The following is a 15,597-nucleotide window of genomic DNA, read 5'->3' on the forward strand; positions in this document are numbered from 1 at the left end:
GGGCGGGCGGATCGGCGGCCCGCTGCACCGGGGACCGACGGGCCAAGTTAGGTAAGGCTAAGCAAACTTAGTGGCCGACGACCAGAGTAACCAGAACAGCTGCCACCCGCCCGTCGGGCTGCGGCCAAACGATGTCGTCAGGCGGACAGATCCGTCGGATCGAGCTGAGCGAAATAGCCCCCGGGGGTCTGTCCGGTGATCGCGCGGAACGATGCGATGAACGCGCTGGCCGACGAATACCCGACGCGCGCCGCCGCCCGGCTCACCGTGTCACCCTCGGAGAGCGCGGCCAACGCGGCCCGCAGCCTCGCGATCGTGCGCCACCGGGAGAAGCTCATGCCGGTCTGCGTCGCGAAGAGCCGGGAGAGCGTGCGGGTGCTCGCGCCGACCTCGCGGCCCCAGGCGGCGAGGTCGCGAGGGTCGCTCGGATCGGCCACCAGCGCATCCGCCACGCCGAGCGCCCGCGAGTCGGCTGGCATCGGCAGATCGATGGTGAGCGTGCCGACCGGATGAAGCAGGTCGGGCACCAGCACCTCCGCGCGCCGGCGCTCGGGGTCGGCGAGGTCGGTGCAGAGGTAGTCGATGAGCTCGCGCAGCAGCGGGGAGACGCTCACGACGGTGGGGCCGGCCAGTCGCCCGTCGCGCCGGGGTTCGAGGTAGATTCCTTGCATGGTTCCGGGGCGCACGGCCTCGGTGGTGTGCCAGACCCCAGCTGGGATCCATAGTGCGAGCGACGGCGGGAGCACCCAGTTGCGCCGGCCGATCGTGACCATGAGCACGCCTTCGCGAACCCAGGCGAGCTGGTCGAAGTCGCGGTGCACGTGGTGGTCGAACGCCTCACCTTCGGCGAGCGGGAACGTCTCGAGCACGATCGCGGTTTGGCCGGTAGTCGACATGATCGGTCAGAATATCTCAATCAGGCCAGCTCTGCGCGCCGTAGCGTTGACCGTGTGACAACTCCCGTGCCTCCCGGCTCCGAACCGCCGACCCGAGGCGCGCTGCGCTGGGTCATGCGGCGCCGGCTCGCGGGCACCGTGCTCGCGGCGGCGCTGCTCTGCGGCCACCAGCTGGGTGAGGCGCTGGTGCCGGTGATCGTCGGAGTCGCGATCGGCACCGCCGTCGCCACCGGCGAGCCGGCGGCCATGCTGTTCTGGCTGGGGGCTCTGGCCGCCGATTTCGCCTTCCTCTCCCTCTGCTACCGCTTCGGCGCGCGCGCCGGCGCGCGGCTGCGGCTCGGTGCCGCCCATGACCTGCGGATGCGCGTGGTCGCGCGCATCCTCGACCCGCGCGGCATGCGCGCCGCCGACACCGGCGAGGTCCTCACCGTCGCAACCTCCGACGCCCGCCGGGTCGGCGAGACGGTGCGGGCATTGGTGAGCGCGATCGCCGCCCTGGTGGCCGTCGTCTTCGCCGTCGCCTTCGTCGCCGCCACCTCACTGCTGCTCGCCTCCGTCGTCGCTGTCGGCGCGGTGCTCGCGGTCACCGTGCTCGCCCGGCTGAGCCGCCCCCTGGAGCGGCGCAGCGACACCGAGCAGTCGGCGAGCGCCGCCACGGCCTCCCTGGGGGCCGATCTGGTGGCCGGGCTGCGCACGATCAAAGGGCTCTCGGCCGAGCGGGCGGCGAGCGACCGCTACCGCCGTCAGAGCAGGCTCTCGCTGGGCCATGCCGTTCACGCCGGCACATTCGAGGGCACCCTCGACGGCGTGGCCGTCGCCGTCGTCGGGCTGTACCTGGCGGTCGTGGCGATTCTCGGCGCCGCGCTCGCGCTGAGCGGCGCGCTCGGCATCGGCGCGCTGATCGCCGTGCTCGGCCTCGCCCAGTTCATCGTTGGGCCGCTGCAGACGCTCGGCTCGTTCGGTGTCCCGCTGGCGCGGGGGCGCGCGAGCGCCAAACGACTCGACGCCCTCCTCGCGCGGCCGGTCGCGCTGACCGGATGCGCCCCTCTCGGCGCCGGTTCAGCGATCGCCGACCTGCGGGTGGAGCAATTCGGTCTGAGACTCACCGGCGGGCGGATCACCGGCGTCGTGCTCCCCGAGCCGCGCGACGCGGTGACCCTTGTCGACCTGCTCGCGGCCGAGGCGCTGCCTGAATCCGGTCGCGTTCTGCTCGGCGATGCGGACACGGCGACGACGGATCCGGAAGCCTGGCGTGCCGTCGTTCTTGCGACCCGGCACCGCGAGATGCTCTTCGACGACACTCTCGCCGACGCGGTGCTGGCCGACGGCCGCGCCGAACTGTGGTCGGAGACCATCGTCGCCTCCGCGGTCGACGACATCGTCGGCCGCCTACCCGAGGGCGAGTCCACGCGCCTCGGCGAGCAGGGCGGCCGGCTCTCCGGCGGCGAGCGGCAGCGCGTGGTGCTGGGACGCTCGCTGGCCGCCGACCGCGATGTGCTCGTTCTGCACGATCCCACCACAGCGGTCGACACCGTGACGGAGGCGATCATCGCCCGCGGCATCCGGCGAATGCGCGATTCGCGTACGACGGTCATCATCGCAACGAGTCCGGCCCTGCTCGAGAGCTGCGACACGGTGCTCTTCGTGCACCGCGACGGGGTCGCCGAGGGTACCCACGCCGAGCTCGCGAGCGCCGACGGCCCCGTGGGCGCCGCCTATCGGCGGGCGGTGCTGCGTTGAGTGTTCCCTTGCCCACAGCCTCGACCCGCGTCTGCCTGGCCGTGCTCACCCGATCTCTTCTGCGTACCCCCTGGCGTGCCGCGTTCGCAGCGCTGTCATTGCTCGGCGGGGCCCTCACCTCCCTTGTTCCGCCGCTCGCCGTCGGCGCGATCGTCGACGACCTCACGAACGGCCGTGGCCTGCCGGCCCTGTTCGTCGCCGCCGGCGTGCTCGCGGCCGCGGTGCTCGCCCAGGCCGCGCTGACGATGGTGTCCGCCCGGCTGGTGGTGCGTCTGACCGAGCCGGTGCTCGCCGATGTGCGCGAGCAGGCGATGGCGGCGGCGCTCGTGGCGGAGGGCCGCACTGTCGAGGAGGCGGGCTCGGGAGATCTGGTGGCGCGTCTGACCGGCGACATCGAGCGGCTGTCGGATGCGGCGGGCAGCACGCTCATTGGCTTCGTCTCGTCGGGGCTGGCGCTGGTGGTGACCCTGGCCGGTCTCGCCGTGCTCGACTGGCGGTTCGCCGTGGCCGGCCTCCTGGCCGTTCCGCTCCAGCTGACCTCGCTTCACTGGTACCTGCGCTCCTCTGGCCCGGTGTATCGCCGCACCCGTGTCGCCGAGAGCGAGCGGACGCAGGCTGTGCTCGAGGCGGTGACCGGCGCCGCGACTGTTCGCGCTCTGCGGGGGACCACGGCCCGGCACGAACGCATCGCCGCCGCCTCCGAGCGGGCGTGGGCGCTGGAAGCGGAATCGGTGCGGGTGTCGACCCGCTTCTACGGCCGCCTCAACGTTGCCGAGTTCGTCGGGCTGGGCGGCATCCTCGCTATCGGCTTCTGGCTCGTGCCGGCGGGTGTGGTGAGTCTGGGCGCGGCCACGGCCGCAGCCCTGTTCTTCACCCGGCTGTTCGACCCGGTGAACACGCTCCTCGGGCTGTTCGACACCGTGCAGCAGGCCGGTGCGGGACTGACCCGCGTCGTGGGTCTGATCCGGATGGGAGGCGAAGCCGATCCGAGCCCGGTCAGACCCGCCAACACCGCCAGCACCGCCAGCACCGAACAGTCTGCGCTCGTGCAGCCCGACATCCACCTCGCGGAGGTGAGCGTGGTGTACCCGAACGGGCACCGCGCCCTCGACGGTGTGAGCCTCCGGGTCGCGGCCGGCAGCACGGTGGCGATCGTGGGCGCCAGCGGCGCGGGAAAAAGCACTGTGGCCGCGGTCATCACCGGCGGTGTGCGGGCCTTGAGCGGCTCTGTGCTCGTCGCGGGGGCACCACCGGGTGAGGCGAGTGGCGTCCGCGCGACCCTGCTCACCCAGGAGACGCATGTCTTCGCCGGCCCACTCGCCGAAGATCTTCGCCTGGCCGCACCGGCGGCGACCGACGACGAGCTCACAGCCGCCCTGCGGCTGGCCGGTGCCGACACCCTGCTCGACACGCTGCCGAGCGGTCTGGCGACCGTCGTCGGAGCGAACGGGCTACGGCTCACCGCCGCCGAGGCCCAGCAGATCGCGCTCGCACGCCTCGTGCTGCGCGATCCGGCCGTCGTCGTGCTCGACGAGGCGACCGCCGACGGAGGGAGCGCCGCCGCGGTCGCCCTTGAGCAGGCGGTGGGCAGGATCACCGCCGGACGGACGACCGTCCTGATCGCCCACCGGTTGTCGCAGGCGGCGACGGCAGACCGCATCCTCGTGCTCGACCACGGCAGGGTCGTCGAAGACGGCGACCACGAGACCCTGCTCGCGGCGGGGGGCGCCTACGCCGCGCTCTGGGGTTCGTGGGCGGCGGCCCGCGCACGCGGCTGAGTCGAACGACGACGCTCGACCCGACGAGGCTCAGCCCGCGAGCTGCGGCGGGGTCGTGCCGATCCCGCGCACGCTGCCGACCGTCTCGCCCTGCGGGTAGAAGACCACGCAGGTCACCAGGCGAACGCCTGCCGACCAGGCGGTCGCATCCGGGGTGTAGAACGAGTAGTCGAGATCGGATGTCTCGTAGCCGACCCCGACGTAGCCGGTGAACGCACTGCCGCACTGGTCGGAGGCGGAGGCACTGATCGCCTCATCGCCGGGATACCCGCTTCCGGTGAGCATCGGCAGGGCGTAGACCTCGGAGGTGTGGGCTGTTGAACAGGGAACGACCATCACGTTCCCCGCCTCGGGCTGCTGGGAGCCTGCGATGTCGGTCAGGCAATCGCCGATGACGACGGAAGAGAAGGGCGTGGGCACTCCGGCCGGTGGAGACGGCGTCGGCGTCGCGGCGACCGGCGGGCGCGCCGTGACCGTCACCGTGACCGGCGGAGGTGTCGGACGCGCCACGCATCCGGAGAGGGCACCCGCGAGCGCGGCGCTCAGCGCGAGCGCGGCGATCCCGACCCCTCCCGTCCGACGCGCCATCATTCCCCCACGATAATCGACTCGGATGCGCTCACCCTCGTCAGGTCTTCGCACGGTCTACCCGGCGCGGAGGCTTCCGTACCAGTCGGCCGCGCGGGCGTCGACGACCGGCGTGGCCGGTTCGGTTCGGCCCGCCAGCGACCAGAGGGCGCGGGCGTCGTACCAGTGATCCGTGGCGATGAGGTCGATCTGGTGCGCGCTGAGCCCGGTCGCGATCAGCTGAGGCTCGGCGACGGCCCGGGGCACCGAACGGGACGACAAGCCGAGACCGACAGCTCGATCGGCCGCCTCCCCCAGACGCACGATCGGCACGGGGAGGGCGGCGGCGTGGAAGACGCGCTGCGCAGGGTGGGACTCCGCGGTGGCGAGCGCCACCAGCAGAGCGCCCAGATCGCGCACATCCAGGGCGGAGGTCAGGGCGGCGCCGCCGTCGATCCAGCCGTCCAGCATCCGGTTCACCCGCACCAGGGCGGGCACCACCCAGCGATCGCCCGGACCGAAGGTGAGGTCGGGGCGCACGACGAACCCGCCGGCCTCCAGCACGATCTCCTCCGCGGCGACCCGCGACCAGCTGAGGGACGACTCGGGGTTCACCGGCAGTTCACCCTCCACGACACCTCGATGTGTGCCGCTGCCGTAGACAGCCACCGTGCTCGTGTACACGATCCGTGAGACCCCGGCCGCCCTGGCCGCTGCCACGAGCACACGGGCTCCCTCGACATTCACCACACGCTGGAAGTCCGGATCGCGGCCGACGTACCCGGCCGTGTGGACGATGGCGTCGACCCCCTCGCAGGCCCGTGCGACGGCATCAGGATGCGCGAGGTCGGCGATCACGGCATCCACATCGCCCGCCCGGATCTTGGCCGGATCCCGAACCATCCGGCGAACGCGGATGCCGGACTCGACCGCTGCGTCCGCCGTCGCAGACCCGACGAACCCGGCCGCGCCCGTGACGAGCAGGTTCGGGGTGGAGGGTGTGGATTCGCTCATCGGGGTCCGTTCATCGATTACGGTGAGTACAAGCCGTCCTCGGCGCGAATGCTGGGAACGACACCACCGCTCGCCGACCACAGGAGATGTCTCGAATGGTGAAACAGGCGCGAGCACAGATCACACGAGACGCGATCATCGCCGGTGCAGCCGTCGCGTTCGAGCGCTTCGGGTACGGGATGGCCTCGATCGCCGACATCTCCGCCGCCGCCTCGGTGACCAAAGGCGCCCTGTATTTCCACTTCGAATCCAAAGATGAGATCGCGCATGCGGTCATCCTGCGCCAGCACGAGATCTCCTTCAGTGCCGGGGCCGCGATCCTCGAGCGCGGGCTGCCCGCACTCGAGACCATGCTGCGCCTCTGCGCCAGCCTGGCCGGGCAATTGATAAGCGACCCGATCGTGAAGGCCGGCATCCGGCTCACCACCGACGTCTCCAACTTCGAGCGGCCCGTCTCCGACCCGTACAAAGACTGGCTCTCCACCTTCGAACAGCTCGCGGTGCGAGCCATCGAGGAGGGCGATGTGGCACCCACGATCGACCCCGGGATGCTCGCCCATTTCATCATCCCGGCCTTCACAGGTGTGCAGCTCGTCTCGGAGACGCTGACCGATCGCGACGACCTGCTGCAGCGGGTACGCGAGATGTGGATCGTCCTCCTGCCGGGCATCGTGCCGGCCGACCGGTACGCCGACCTCAAAACTCTTCCCTCGCAGATCCTGCCCGGGTAGGCCGCGCGACAGCGGTGCCGGTCATGGCGGCCCGCTCCTCCTGGCGCACCTCGAATGCGATCTCGCCGGCGGTGCCGGCGGCGGCCGACGCCGCATCGCCGAGCCGGGTCACCGTGACCGACGCCGTCGGCGCCAATTCGACGACAGTCCCGAAGCTCGCGTCGAACGATGCGAAGTCGAGCTCGGGCCGGCCGAGCAGCAGCCGCGCGGACTGACGCACCGCATCCATGAGCAGGACACCGGGAACATGGTCGAGCGGGTGATCGAAGTAGATCGGATGCCGCGGGTCGACGATGATCGCTCGCCCGCCCTCCGATTCGGTCCCCGACACGAGCACATCGTCGGCGGTCGTCACGCCCACCGCCTCCGATTCGGCGCGCGACCCGGGTTCGGGCGGCGGCCCGAAACCGCTCGGCGCGGCGCCGCGGCGCAGTCGGCGATAGGTCTCATCGTCGACGATCGTGGCGTCGCCCCGGCCGTCGGCGACCGGACGCCCGTTCCAGCTCAGCTCGACGTTCGCGCGCAGAGTGCGCACTCGACCGGATCCGGTGCGCCGAACGCCGTCCACGCGCACCCGGGCGAGCAGTTCCGGTGGCGCGGTCAACGGCGCAAGACGATGCTCGGTGACGGCATAGCGCATCCCCGTCATGAGGAAACGGTCGGTCAGAGACACGTCGTAGCCTTCGTGGGCGATCAGGATGGTGAGCTGCCGCACCGTCTCGGCGACCAGCGCACCGTCGACGGTGCGGTCCGGCCGGCTGTAGAGCGAATGGCGGCGGGGCCACTGCACACCGCATTCGAACAGGTCGGGTGCGGCGGCGACGACGTCGGTCGCGAAAACCTCCGCGACGGCGGCGCGATGCACCAGGGTTCGCCTCACGGTGGAGTCGAACCGCACCACGCGGGTGCGATCGAGGTTTCGAGCAACCATGCTCATCGGGGTCCTTCGGTCGGGTCAGGCCGAAAGGTGCCGACGGACCGTCACACCCCCAATCTGCGACGGTCGGCGCGAAGACTGACGTCGGCACCTTTCTTCCAGAATAATACGCTCAACCGGACGAACGGTTTTTTTCATCGCCGATCGGCATCCCCCGTTCGGGTGGCATCAATCGTCGTAGACGAAACCCCGACCGGCCCGGAATCGGCGCTCGCCACCCTCGAACGGTTCCTGGTCGTTGTAGTGCGTCTCGCGCCGCTCCGACTCGGCGAGCAGCGCCTTCTCGACCAGGTGGGACCAGCTGCGGTCGCGCTCCGAATGCGAGGTCGCCTCGAACGCCGCCCGCGAACGCCGACGGACCGACGCCCGCACGTACACAGTGATCCGCACGAGCGGATCGTCCTGCGCGTCCCCGTCGAACCGTTCGTCGGCGCTCACCTGGCTCATGGTTGCGCCTGGAGCGCCTTCGCCTTGAGCACCTCGAACTCGGCTGCGGTGATCGTTCCGGCATCCAGCAACGTCTTCGCCTGCGCGATCTGGTCGGCCGGGCCGGCGCCGGCGACAGCGCGGATGGAGGAGTCGATCGCCTGCCGACCGCGCGACTCGACGACGGCGGTGCGTTCGGCCATTCCGCCACCCCGGGCGATCAGGTACACGAGCGTGGTGAGCACGGGGACGAACACCAGGAAGAGCAGCCAGACCGCCTTGAGCCACCCGTTCAGTGCCCGATCGCGGAACAGGTCGAGCACCACCGAGAACAGAGCCATCAAATAGGCGACGGTGATGAAGACGAGGAAGAAGATCTCGACGATCCCCCAGAAATTGTTCCACAGAGTCATTGCAGTCCTTTCGAGACGAGTCTGTGCCCATCGTCCCGAGGAATGCTCAGCGGAACACACCAGATGTCGCAAACCGATCGTCGCGGCGGCGCGGAATCGTGGTGTCCGGGCGACGAAGACACTCAGCGGCTATCGGCGAAACGGGTGAGCGCCGTGCCCGGCTCAGTCGGAGGGTCGGCCCGGACGGCGCCCGGCGGCCGACCGAACGCGGCCTGGAATGCGCGCCGCATCCGGGCCTGCGTGCCGAAACCGCTGGCCGCGCCGACCTCGTCCAGCGACAGCGAGCGCCATTCGGGGCTCGTGAGCAGAGCGACCGCCTCGCGCAACCGGTGGTCGCGCAGCTCCCGCGCCACCGTCGTTCCCGCATCGGCGAGCACCCGCTGCAACTGCCTGGTCGAGATGCCCTGCGCGGCGGCGATGTGCGCACCGGTCAGGTCGGCCCGTTTGGCGTTCACGCCGATGTACTGAAGCGCACGGCCGGACCGCATCGCCGCGCTGTTCTCGTCGGGCTGCTCGTCACCGATGGACCCGAGCACCATGGCGCCCAGCATCTGGCTGACGATGCGTTGGGTCATCACCCCCTCGACCGAACCCGGGCGGGAGAACTCCCGGGCGATCGTGCTCACGAAGGCGACCACTGCATCCCGGAACACCCCCGGCCGGACCACGCGCAGATCGGGTTCGAGCCCGGGGACGCCGACCGGGGCAAGCGCACCCCGCCGCGTCACGATGATCAGCAGGACCACCGGCTCGGCATTCTCGAACTCATACGGGTCGAGGCCGGAGACGAGAGCCACGTCACCGGCTTCGAGCACGATTTCCCGCCCGCGCTGACGCACGACCATCCGCCCCGAACGCAAGAAGAGGTAGCTCGTTCCCACCAGCAGGGAGGCCACCTGCTCGGCGCTGCGCGCGACGAGCGCCTCGGATTGGCGCAGCCAGGTGATCGCCATGGCGTCGTAGACGACGACATCGATCTCGGCATGGAACCGTTCGACGTCGTCGACACGGATCGTCGAATGCCAGGCGAAGAACTCGATCGCCCGACGTCCGCTCAGCTCGGCCCGGGCGGGGAGCCTCGGGGTGAAGAAATGCGTGTCGGACGCCACGGCTCGACGCTAGCGCACGAGGGCGGCGCGCGTCGGCCCGTGACGGCAACGCACGAGGTCGGCGCGGTCACGCCTTCGGCGCGGCCCACTCGAATCCGTCGGGGTCGGTGAACGGGCCGGCGCTGCCGGCGACGGTGATCCGGTGCGACCCGGCGCCCTCGGGAGGCACACCCGCATCTTTCGCAAGCGCCCGCCGTGCGTAGAGGCCCAAACCGATGGGGCTCGACGGGGTGGCGAACTCGACATACTTGCCGAAACTCTTGCCGACCGTGAAACCCCTGTTGAGATAGAACCGCTTGCTGGCGGCCACGTCTCCGGAGCCCAGCAGGAGGACGACCTTGTCGACGGTGCGGCTGGGCTCGGTGGTGTCTTTCTTGGTCGATGTCGCCACCTTCCAGAGGGTTCCGTCCGGTGCTGCGACGACGCCGCCGACACCCCACAGCGTCCTCTCCAACGGCTTCACGGCGGTGGCGCCTGCAGCGAGGGCCGCGTCGAGCAGGGCGCTCACGTTCCCAGGCTGGGAGACGATGAGCGACAGGGTGAACGCCCGGAAGCCGCTCGTCGGGGCGTCGGATGCGCGCACCCGCACCCGCGCGCCCAGCCCGAAGGCGGCGGCGTAGAACTGCTCGGCGGCGACGGGGTCGGCCGTCTCGATGGTCACGGATTCGATGGATGTCATACGACCAACGCTAGGCAGCGGCGAGCATCGGGGCTTCTCGAATCCTGCTCGATGCCGTGGCCGGTCAGGGTCGTGACCGACAGTGACCGACAAGACCTATCCTCCGCTCAGTCCACCGTGCCGCTCGGGTTCGCCTTGATGGCGCCGCTGGTCACGGCAACCCCGCCCGTTCCCGTCGGGACTCCGTCGACCGCCGCCCCGAACTCGGGCGTGTACTGCCGGCTGTGACGGAAGGTGTCGATGAACCGCTGCAGGCGCGGGTCGTCCGCGGAGGTCAAACGCAGCTGGTGCCCCCACGAGGAGACGACGATCTGGCTGGGAAGGTCGGTGTTCGGCCACGGGCTCAGGTCGATGTAGCGGTTGCCCTGGCCGGGCGCCACCGTCGGCTCGGGGATGATCGATTGGGCGCGAACGAACCGGCGGAGCGCTGCGATGTCGTTCTTCGCCAGATCGGATTGGTAGGTGATCCACACCGCGCCGTGCTCCAGGTTGTGCACGGCCCGCTCGCTGGGGATCGGTTTGTCGTAGACGCCCGCGTTCATCCAGACCGGATTGTGCGGACCGCCGACCGGCGGGGTCACCGTGTAGTCGACCGGACCGGTGACATGGTCGTTCTGCAGGCCGCCCCAGGCCAGCACGCCCGGGATGCCGGATGTGTCGGTCACCCGCTCGGGCGTCTGCTGCACGGTCACCGCTCCCGTCGGCTTCTGCGGGATGATCTCTCCGGCATTCGCTGAGCGCGGCGCACCCGAGACGACCACGGCGATGATGGCGACGACCGCCAGGAAGGCGACGACCCCGCCCGCGGCGGCGAACGACCACTTGCGGCGGGAACTGGCCCGTTCGGCCCGCCGGATCTCCTCGATCTTCGCCTGACGCCGCGCGGCCTGTTCGCTCGTCGATCTCGCCACGGGGCGTCTCCTGTCTCGGGATGGGACTGCACCGACCGAGCGGTGGCAGCGGCTTCGAGCTTGTCATCGGCCCCGCCTCGCGCGATGAACGCTGACTGGAGCCCGGCCGGGAATCCGCTCCGCCGGCCTGAGAAGCGTCTCAGGAGCGCGCGGCCGACTCGCTAGGGTGGGCTCGTGACCGAGACCTTCCCGGCGACCGTCGACTACACCGCCCTCACCGAGCCGATCACCGTCGCCGAGGTGAAAGCGTTCCGGCGGGCGGCGCGCGCATCCAGCACCGGCATGCGCACGGTCCGAACGATCGCGACCGTCGGCGTCGCCGTCGTGATCGGCTGCCTGGTGCTGGCCATCGCCGTCGCCGGATTCTCAGAAGGCTCCCCGCCGGTGACCGCGGGCCTGCTCGCCCTGGGACTGGCGGCCGTCGCCGTGGCGTGCGTCGCCGTCGTGCTCGCTTCGCGGGCCCGCTGGGGCGCCTGGATGCGACTCGACCGGTTCGCCCGCGCCAACCGGTTCGCGTTCAGCTCGCGCTCAGAGGCGCCGGCGTATCCGGGGTCGATTTTCTCGCAAGGCTCCGACCGGGCGATCCGCGACCGCATCACCAGCACCACAGGCCACACCTTCGATCTCGGCACCCTCGACTACGTGACCGGGTCGGGGAAGTCGCGAGAAGAGCACCACTGGGGATATCTCGCGGTGCGGCTGGACCGGCCGCTGCCGCACATGGTTCTGGATGCGAAGAGCAACAACGGATTCTTCGGCACCACGAACCTGCCCGAGGGGTTCTCGCGCGCCCAGCGGCTGTCACTGGAGGGCGACTTCGACCGCTATTTCACCCTCTACTGCCCGAAAGAGTATGAGCGGGATGCGCTCTATGTCTTCACGCCCGACCTCATGGTGCTGCTGATCGACGAGGCGCAGAACTTCGACGTCGAGATCGTGGACGATTGGATGTTCGTCTACGCCGCCACACCGCTGCGCCTCGTCGAGCCCGCGGTCGCCCGGAGGATGTTCCGCATCCTGGCCACGGTCGGCGCGAAGGCCACAGACAGGGCCACCCGCTACTCGGACGACCACGCCGGCGCGCTGCCCGGGCGCACCATCGCCCCTGCCGGGCGCCGACTGCGCACCTCGTTCCCCGTCATCGGAGCCGTCTTCGCCGTGCTTCTCATCGGCTACGGCATCGCCTCCGCCATCTTCAATTGGTGACCGGCCTTCAGGATCGCGGGTAAATGTCCTACAATTGGCTCTATTGTGATGAGCATGAGTAGTCCAGTCACCAAGAACGTTCCCCTGTCGACGCAGATCGCCGACCAGCTGCGCGAGCGCATCGCGAGCGGTGAGCTGCCGGTGGGCTCGAGGCTGCCGACCGAGGCCGAACTCGTCGAGACCCTGGGCGTGAGCCGCAACAGCGTGCGCGAAGCCACCCGCTCGCTCGTGCACTCGGGGTTGCTCGTCTCCCGCGCCGGCGACGGAACGTACGTCCGTGCGCAGAGCGAGCTCGGACCGGCCCTGCAACGCCGTGCCGAGCGTGGCCGCACCGATGACGTGATCGAAGTGCGATCGATGTTCGAGCGGTTCGGCGCCGGCGCTGCCGCCCTGCACGCCACCGACGACGACATCGCCGCGATGCGCGCGGCGCTGATCCGGCGGAACGAGGCGCAGGATGCGGTCGAGCACGTCGCGAGCGACCTCCAGTTCCACCGCGCCGTGATGGACGCCTCCGGGAACGCCCTCGCTGCCGAGCTGTACCGAAACCTGCACGATATCGAGGCGCACCTGCTGCGGGTCACCCCCACCGGTGGGGACCTCACCGACTTCCTCAGCCGCATCCGGAGCCTGAACGCGGCCCACGACCGCCTGCTCGAGGCGATTGAAGCCCACGACCCCGAGACCGCCGAACGGATCGCAGGAGATCTCGTGGCCGAGGCGCACGCCCTCGACGCGATCGAGGGAGAGGACGCCCGATGACCACGGACTCCGTCCCGGTCATAGCGGCTAAGACTCCCGGCACCAATACCCCGACTACGTACCGCGCCCCCAGCACGAAGCGCACACTCGGCACGAAGAGCACCCGCGGCACGAAGAGCACCCGCGGCTGGCTGCTGTTCCTCGGCCTCCTCCTCATCGCCGCGAACCTGCGGGCGAGCATCACCGCGGTCGGGCCCGTGCTGGGCGGCATCCGCGACAGCCTGCAATTGTCGGCGCTCACCGCGTCGGTGCTGATCAGCATCCCCCTGGTCGCCTTCGCCATCGTTTCGCCGGCGACCCCCTGGATCGCCCGCCGGCTCGGCATCGAACGGGCGCTCGGCGTCTCGCTGGCTGTGCTCGCGATGGCGATCGTCGTGCGATCGCTCCCCTGGCTGCCCGGCCTCTGGATCGGCACGGCGCTGCTCGGCGCGGCGATCGCCGTGATCAACGTGGCTCTGCCCTCCCTGGTCAAACGCGACTACCCGGCGAGGATCGGGCAGGTCACCGGTCTCTACTCGGCGGTGCAGTCGGCCACCGCGGCCGTGGCCGCCGGCATCGCGGTTCCCCTCGCCGGTGTGGCGCAGGAGGGGTGGCGGCTCTCGCTCGGCGTCTGGGCGGGGCTCGCGCTGATCGCTCTCGCGGTGTTCGCGCCGCAGCTGCGGCGGCGCACCCGCGCATCCCTCGCTGCAGCGCACCAGACCACAGCCAGCACGCAGGGCGCCCCCGATGCCGCCGTGCGACACCGTTCGCCGTGGGGCTCGGCGCTCGCCTGGCAGGTCACCCTGTTCATGGGTCTGCAGTCCACGGTGTTCTACAGCCTGATCACCTGGCTCCCCTCGATCGAGCAGGCGGCCGGCATCCCGGCGGCGACGGCCGGATTCCACCAGTTCCTGTTCAACGGCGTCGCGATCGCCGGCAGTCTCACCTGCGCGGCCGTCATCCACCGCTGGCGCGACCAACGCCCGATCGCCATCGCCGCGACGGCGCTGCTGACGGTGGCCGTGACCGGTGTGCTCGTCGCGCCTGCGCTGACCGGCGTCTGGGTGTGCTTCGGCGGTGTGGGCGGCGGCGCGGCGATCGTGCTCGCCCTCTCGCTCTTCGGGCTGCGCACCGGCCACCACGATCAGGCCGCCCGCCTCTCCGGGATGGCGCAGTGCCTCGGCTATGTCCTCGCTGCCACCGGCCCCATCGGAATCGGTCTGCTCCACGACCTCACCGGTGGCTGGGGCATCCCACTCGGCGCCATCCTCGTCGTGCTCGCCGCGCAGTTCGTGGCCGGAACGCTGGCCTCCCGGGCGAGAGTCATCGGCACGACATCGGTACACTGACTGCGGGGGCGGTCGCGACAGGCGCGACCGAGGGAACACCGGGGAGTGAGCCGTGGCGGCACGCAAAGACAAACAGGTGACGATGCGGCTCGTCTACATCGACTTCTGGTCGAGCCTCAAACTGTCGTTCCTGGTGGCGATCGTCGTCGCGGCGCTGACGATGCTGATCTCGTTCCTCGGCTGGACCGTTCTGGACAAGACAGGTCTCGTCGACACGGTATCGACGCTGCTCACCGATATCGCCGGGTCCAAAGGGTCTGCCCTGGTGTCGGGCCTCACCTTCTCGAGCGTGATGACCTTCGCGCTGGTGATCGCGCTGCTGCAGCTCATCGTCGTGACCGCGCTCGGCGCCATCTTCGCCGCTCTCTTCAACCTCGCCTCCCGGGTCACCGGCGGCGCGAAGGTGCGGTTCGGCAACAAGTGACCAACTCCCGGCCCGCTGACCGCGGCCGGGTCAGGCTTCGACGGCGGCCAGCCTCTGGAGGCCGCCGACCAGCAGCGTGACGCCGAACTCGAAGGCGTCGGCCTGCGCGCCCTGCTCGTCGAGCGCATCCGGATGCGCCCCCTCAGCGAGCACACCGAGGCTGTCGTACTGCAATCGCTGCTGCTCGTGCGAGACGTGCCCGAGCACGAAGTGCAGCAGGGCGGTGGCGGCTCGAGCGCTGGTCTCGGCATCGAAACCACCCGCCTCGATCGCTACGGTGAACCGGTCGAGCGGGGCAGCGGCGCCGAGTCCGAGCGCGAAGGTGCTGGAGACGACTTCTGCGCCATCGCGGTAGGCGAGCAGTGCATCTCTCAGCGCCGCCGCCTCGGAGCGGGTGCGCTCCACCCAGTCGACATCGCCGGATCGGGGGTGGTCGCGCTCGACGATGCGGTCCGCGATCTCGGCCAGCAGAGTCTGCTTGTTCGGGAAGTGCCAGTAGAGCGCGCTCGGCTGCACCTCGAGGGCGGCGGCGAGGCGGCGCATCGTCAGGTCGGGAAGGCCGTACTCGTCGAGGATGCGCAGGGCGGCCTCGGCGACATCGTCGCGCGAGTGCCGAACGTTTCTGGGGCTGCCTTCCGATTCCTGCACCTCGCCAGTATAGTGAACGCAGTTCAGG

Annotated in this window: 17 protein-coding genes; 7 read left to right on the plus strand and 10 right to left on the minus strand. The window is 70.3% G+C overall.

Translation table 11 applies throughout. The features are described 5' to 3' along the window. Nucleotides 1-137 precede the first annotated feature (137 nt). Nucleotides 138-896 carry an AraC family transcriptional regulator gene (locus K5L49_RS08615; RefSeq protein WP_223691950.1) on the minus strand — a complete coding sequence of 253 codons (759 nt, stop codon included), beginning with the start codon at nucleotides 894-896 and terminating at the stop codon, nucleotides 138-140. Between the two features lie 54 nt (nucleotides 897-950). Here K5L49_RS08615 and K5L49_RS08620 point away from each other — a divergent pair, with 54 nt between their 5' ends. Both K5L49_RS08620 and K5L49_RS08625 read left to right on the plus strand, forming a co-directional pair. Further along, nucleotides 951-2,636, plus strand: coding sequence for an ABC transporter transmembrane domain-containing protein (locus K5L49_RS08620; RefSeq protein ID WP_223691951.1), 1,686 nt, complete (start codon nucleotides 951-953; stop codon nucleotides 2,634-2,636). A gap of 8 nt (nucleotides 2,637-2,644) precedes the next feature. After that, nucleotides 2,645-4,414, plus strand: coding sequence for an ABC transporter ATP-binding protein (locus K5L49_RS08625; protein ID WP_223691953.1), 1,770 nt, complete (start codon nucleotides 2,645-2,647; stop codon nucleotides 4,412-4,414). A gap of 30 nt (nucleotides 4,415-4,444) precedes the next feature. Here K5L49_RS08625 and K5L49_RS08630 read toward each other — a convergent pair whose 3' ends face one another. Together K5L49_RS08630 and K5L49_RS08635 are read right to left on the minus strand one after the other, a co-directional pair. Continuing rightward, nucleotides 4,445-5,005: a septum formation family protein gene (locus K5L49_RS08630; RefSeq protein WP_223691955.1), complete on the minus strand. Its 561-nt coding sequence runs from the start codon at nucleotides 5,003-5,005 to the stop codon at nucleotides 4,445-4,447. 54 nt (nucleotides 5,006-5,059) lie between these two features. Continuing rightward, nucleotides 5,060-5,995 carry an NAD-dependent epimerase/dehydratase family protein gene (locus tag K5L49_RS08635; protein ID WP_223691956.1) on the minus strand — a complete coding sequence of 312 codons (936 nt, stop codon included), beginning with the start codon at nucleotides 5,993-5,995 and terminating at the stop codon, nucleotides 5,060-5,062. 95 nt (nucleotides 5,996-6,090) lie between these two features. On the opposite strand from K5L49_RS08635, the gene K5L49_RS08640 reads away from it, so the two are divergent. After that, the gene (locus tag K5L49_RS08640) at nucleotides 6,091-6,726 is read left to right on the plus strand and encodes a ScbR family autoregulator-binding transcription factor (RefSeq protein WP_223691957.1); all 636 of its coding nucleotides are present in this window, start codon (nucleotides 6,091-6,093) and stop codon (nucleotides 6,724-6,726) included. Here K5L49_RS08640 and K5L49_RS08645 read toward each other — a convergent pair. The 6 genes from K5L49_RS08645 to K5L49_RS20420 form a co-directional block, all read right to left on the minus strand. Continuing rightward, nucleotides 6,692-7,657, minus strand: a complete 966-nt coding sequence (locus tag K5L49_RS08645; protein ID WP_223691958.1) for a ScbA/BarX family gamma-butyrolactone biosynthesis protein — start codon at nucleotides 7,655-7,657, stop codon at nucleotides 6,692-6,694. The two genes, K5L49_RS08640 and K5L49_RS08645, sit on opposite strands and share 35 nt — an antisense overlap. A gap of 174 nt (nucleotides 7,658-7,831) precedes the next feature. Next, entirely contained in the window at nucleotides 7,832-8,110 is a 279-nt protein-coding gene (locus tag K5L49_RS08650; RefSeq protein ID WP_223691959.1) for a ParB family protein, read from the minus strand. Beyond that, complete coding sequence (locus K5L49_RS08655; protein WP_223691960.1) at nucleotides 8,107-8,502, minus strand: SHOCT domain-containing protein; 396 nt, start codon at nucleotides 8,500-8,502, stop codon at nucleotides 8,107-8,109. The genes K5L49_RS08650 and K5L49_RS08655 overlap by 4 nt, the downstream gene beginning before the upstream one ends. A gap of 122 nt (nucleotides 8,503-8,624) precedes the next feature. Next, entirely contained in the window at nucleotides 8,625-9,611 is a 987-nt protein-coding gene (locus tag K5L49_RS08660) for an AraC family transcriptional regulator (RefSeq protein WP_223691961.1), read from the minus strand. A 67-nt stretch (nucleotides 9,612-9,678) separates the two neighbouring features. After that, the gene (locus K5L49_RS08665; protein ID WP_223691962.1) at nucleotides 9,679-10,290 is read right to left on the minus strand and encodes a glyoxalase; all 612 of its coding nucleotides are present in this window, start codon (nucleotides 10,288-10,290) and stop codon (nucleotides 9,679-9,681) included. 107 nt (nucleotides 10,291-10,397) lie between these two features. Beyond that, nucleotides 10,398-11,201: a DUF3105 domain-containing protein gene (locus K5L49_RS20420; protein ID WP_223691964.1), complete on the minus strand. Its 804-nt coding sequence runs from the start codon at nucleotides 11,199-11,201 to the stop codon at nucleotides 10,398-10,400. A 174-nt stretch (nucleotides 11,202-11,375) separates the two neighbouring features. On the opposite strand from K5L49_RS20420, the gene K5L49_RS08675 reads away from it, so the two are divergent. Genes K5L49_RS08675 through K5L49_RS08690 form a run of 4 tightly spaced genes read left to right on the plus strand, consistent with a single transcriptional unit; the run spans nucleotide 11,376 to nucleotide 14,921 of the window. Then, on the plus strand, nucleotides 11,376-12,407 hold the full coding sequence (locus K5L49_RS08675) for a DUF3137 domain-containing protein (RefSeq protein WP_223691965.1): 1,032 nt from the start codon (nucleotides 11,376-11,378) through the stop codon (nucleotides 12,405-12,407). Nucleotides 12,408-12,461: 54 nt separating this feature from the next. Continuing rightward, a complete protein-coding gene (locus tag K5L49_RS08680; protein WP_223691971.1) occupies nucleotides 12,462-13,169 on the plus strand; it encodes a FadR/GntR family transcriptional regulator in 708 nt (235 codons plus the stop codon). Further along, nucleotides 13,166-14,497 carry a CynX/NimT family MFS transporter gene (locus K5L49_RS08685; protein ID WP_223691973.1) on the plus strand — a complete coding sequence of 444 codons (1,332 nt, stop codon included), beginning with the start codon at nucleotides 13,166-13,168 and terminating at the stop codon, nucleotides 14,495-14,497. The genes K5L49_RS08680 and K5L49_RS08685 overlap by 4 nt, the downstream gene beginning before the upstream one ends. A 52-nt stretch (nucleotides 14,498-14,549) precedes the next feature. Further along, nucleotides 14,550-14,921, plus strand: coding sequence for a DUF3566 domain-containing protein (locus K5L49_RS08690; RefSeq protein WP_223691974.1), 372 nt, complete (start codon nucleotides 14,550-14,552; stop codon nucleotides 14,919-14,921). Between the two features lie 30 nt (nucleotides 14,922-14,951). Here K5L49_RS08690 and K5L49_RS08695 read toward each other — a convergent pair whose 3' ends face one another. Then, complete coding sequence (locus K5L49_RS08695; protein ID WP_223691976.1) at nucleotides 14,952-15,569, minus strand: TetR/AcrR family transcriptional regulator C-terminal domain-containing protein; 618 nt, start codon at nucleotides 15,567-15,569, stop codon at nucleotides 14,952-14,954. Nucleotides 15,570-15,597 lie beyond the last annotated feature (28 nt).

The sequence above is a fragment of the Leifsonia poae genome, assembly GCF_020009625.1.
In the GTDB taxonomy this organism is placed as follows: Bacteria; Actinomycetota; Actinomycetes; order Actinomycetales; family Microbacteriaceae; genus Leifsonia; species Leifsonia poae_A.

Coding starts and splice junctions, on each gene's coding strand:
- K5L49_RS08685 (WP_223691973.1), top strand. CDS start 13,166: ATGACCACGGACTCCGTCCCGGTCATAGCGGCTAAGACTCCCGGCACC.
- K5L49_RS08630 (WP_223691955.1), bottom strand. CDS start 5,005: ATGATGGCGCGTCGGACGGGAGGGGTCGGGATCGCCGCGCTCGCGCTG.
- K5L49_RS08680 (WP_223691971.1), top strand. CDS start 12,462: ATGAGTAGTCCAGTCACCAAGAACGTTCCCCTGTCGACGCAGATCGCC.
- K5L49_RS08615 (WP_223691950.1), bottom strand. CDS start 896: ATGTCGACTACCGGCCAAACCGCGATCGTGCTCGAGACGTTCCCGCTC.
- K5L49_RS08655 (WP_223691960.1), bottom strand. CDS start 8,502: ATGACTCTGTGGAACAATTTCTGGGGGATCGTCGAGATCTTCTTCCTC.
- K5L49_RS08640 (WP_223691957.1), top strand. CDS start 6,091: ATGGTGAAACAGGCGCGAGCACAGATCACACGAGACGCGATCATCGCC.
- K5L49_RS08635 (WP_223691956.1), bottom strand. CDS start 5,995: ATGAGCGAATCCACACCCTCCACCCCGAACCTGCTCGTCACGGGCGCG.
- K5L49_RS08665 (WP_223691962.1), bottom strand. CDS start 10,290: ATGACATCCATCGAATCCGTGACCATCGAGACGGCCGACCCCGTCGCC.
- K5L49_RS08645 (WP_223691958.1), bottom strand. CDS start 7,657: ATGGTTGCTCGAAACCTCGATCGCACCCGCGTGGTGCGGTTCGACTCC.
- K5L49_RS08650 (WP_223691959.1), bottom strand. CDS start 8,110: ATGAGCCAGGTGAGCGCCGACGAACGGTTCGACGGGGACGCGCAGGAC.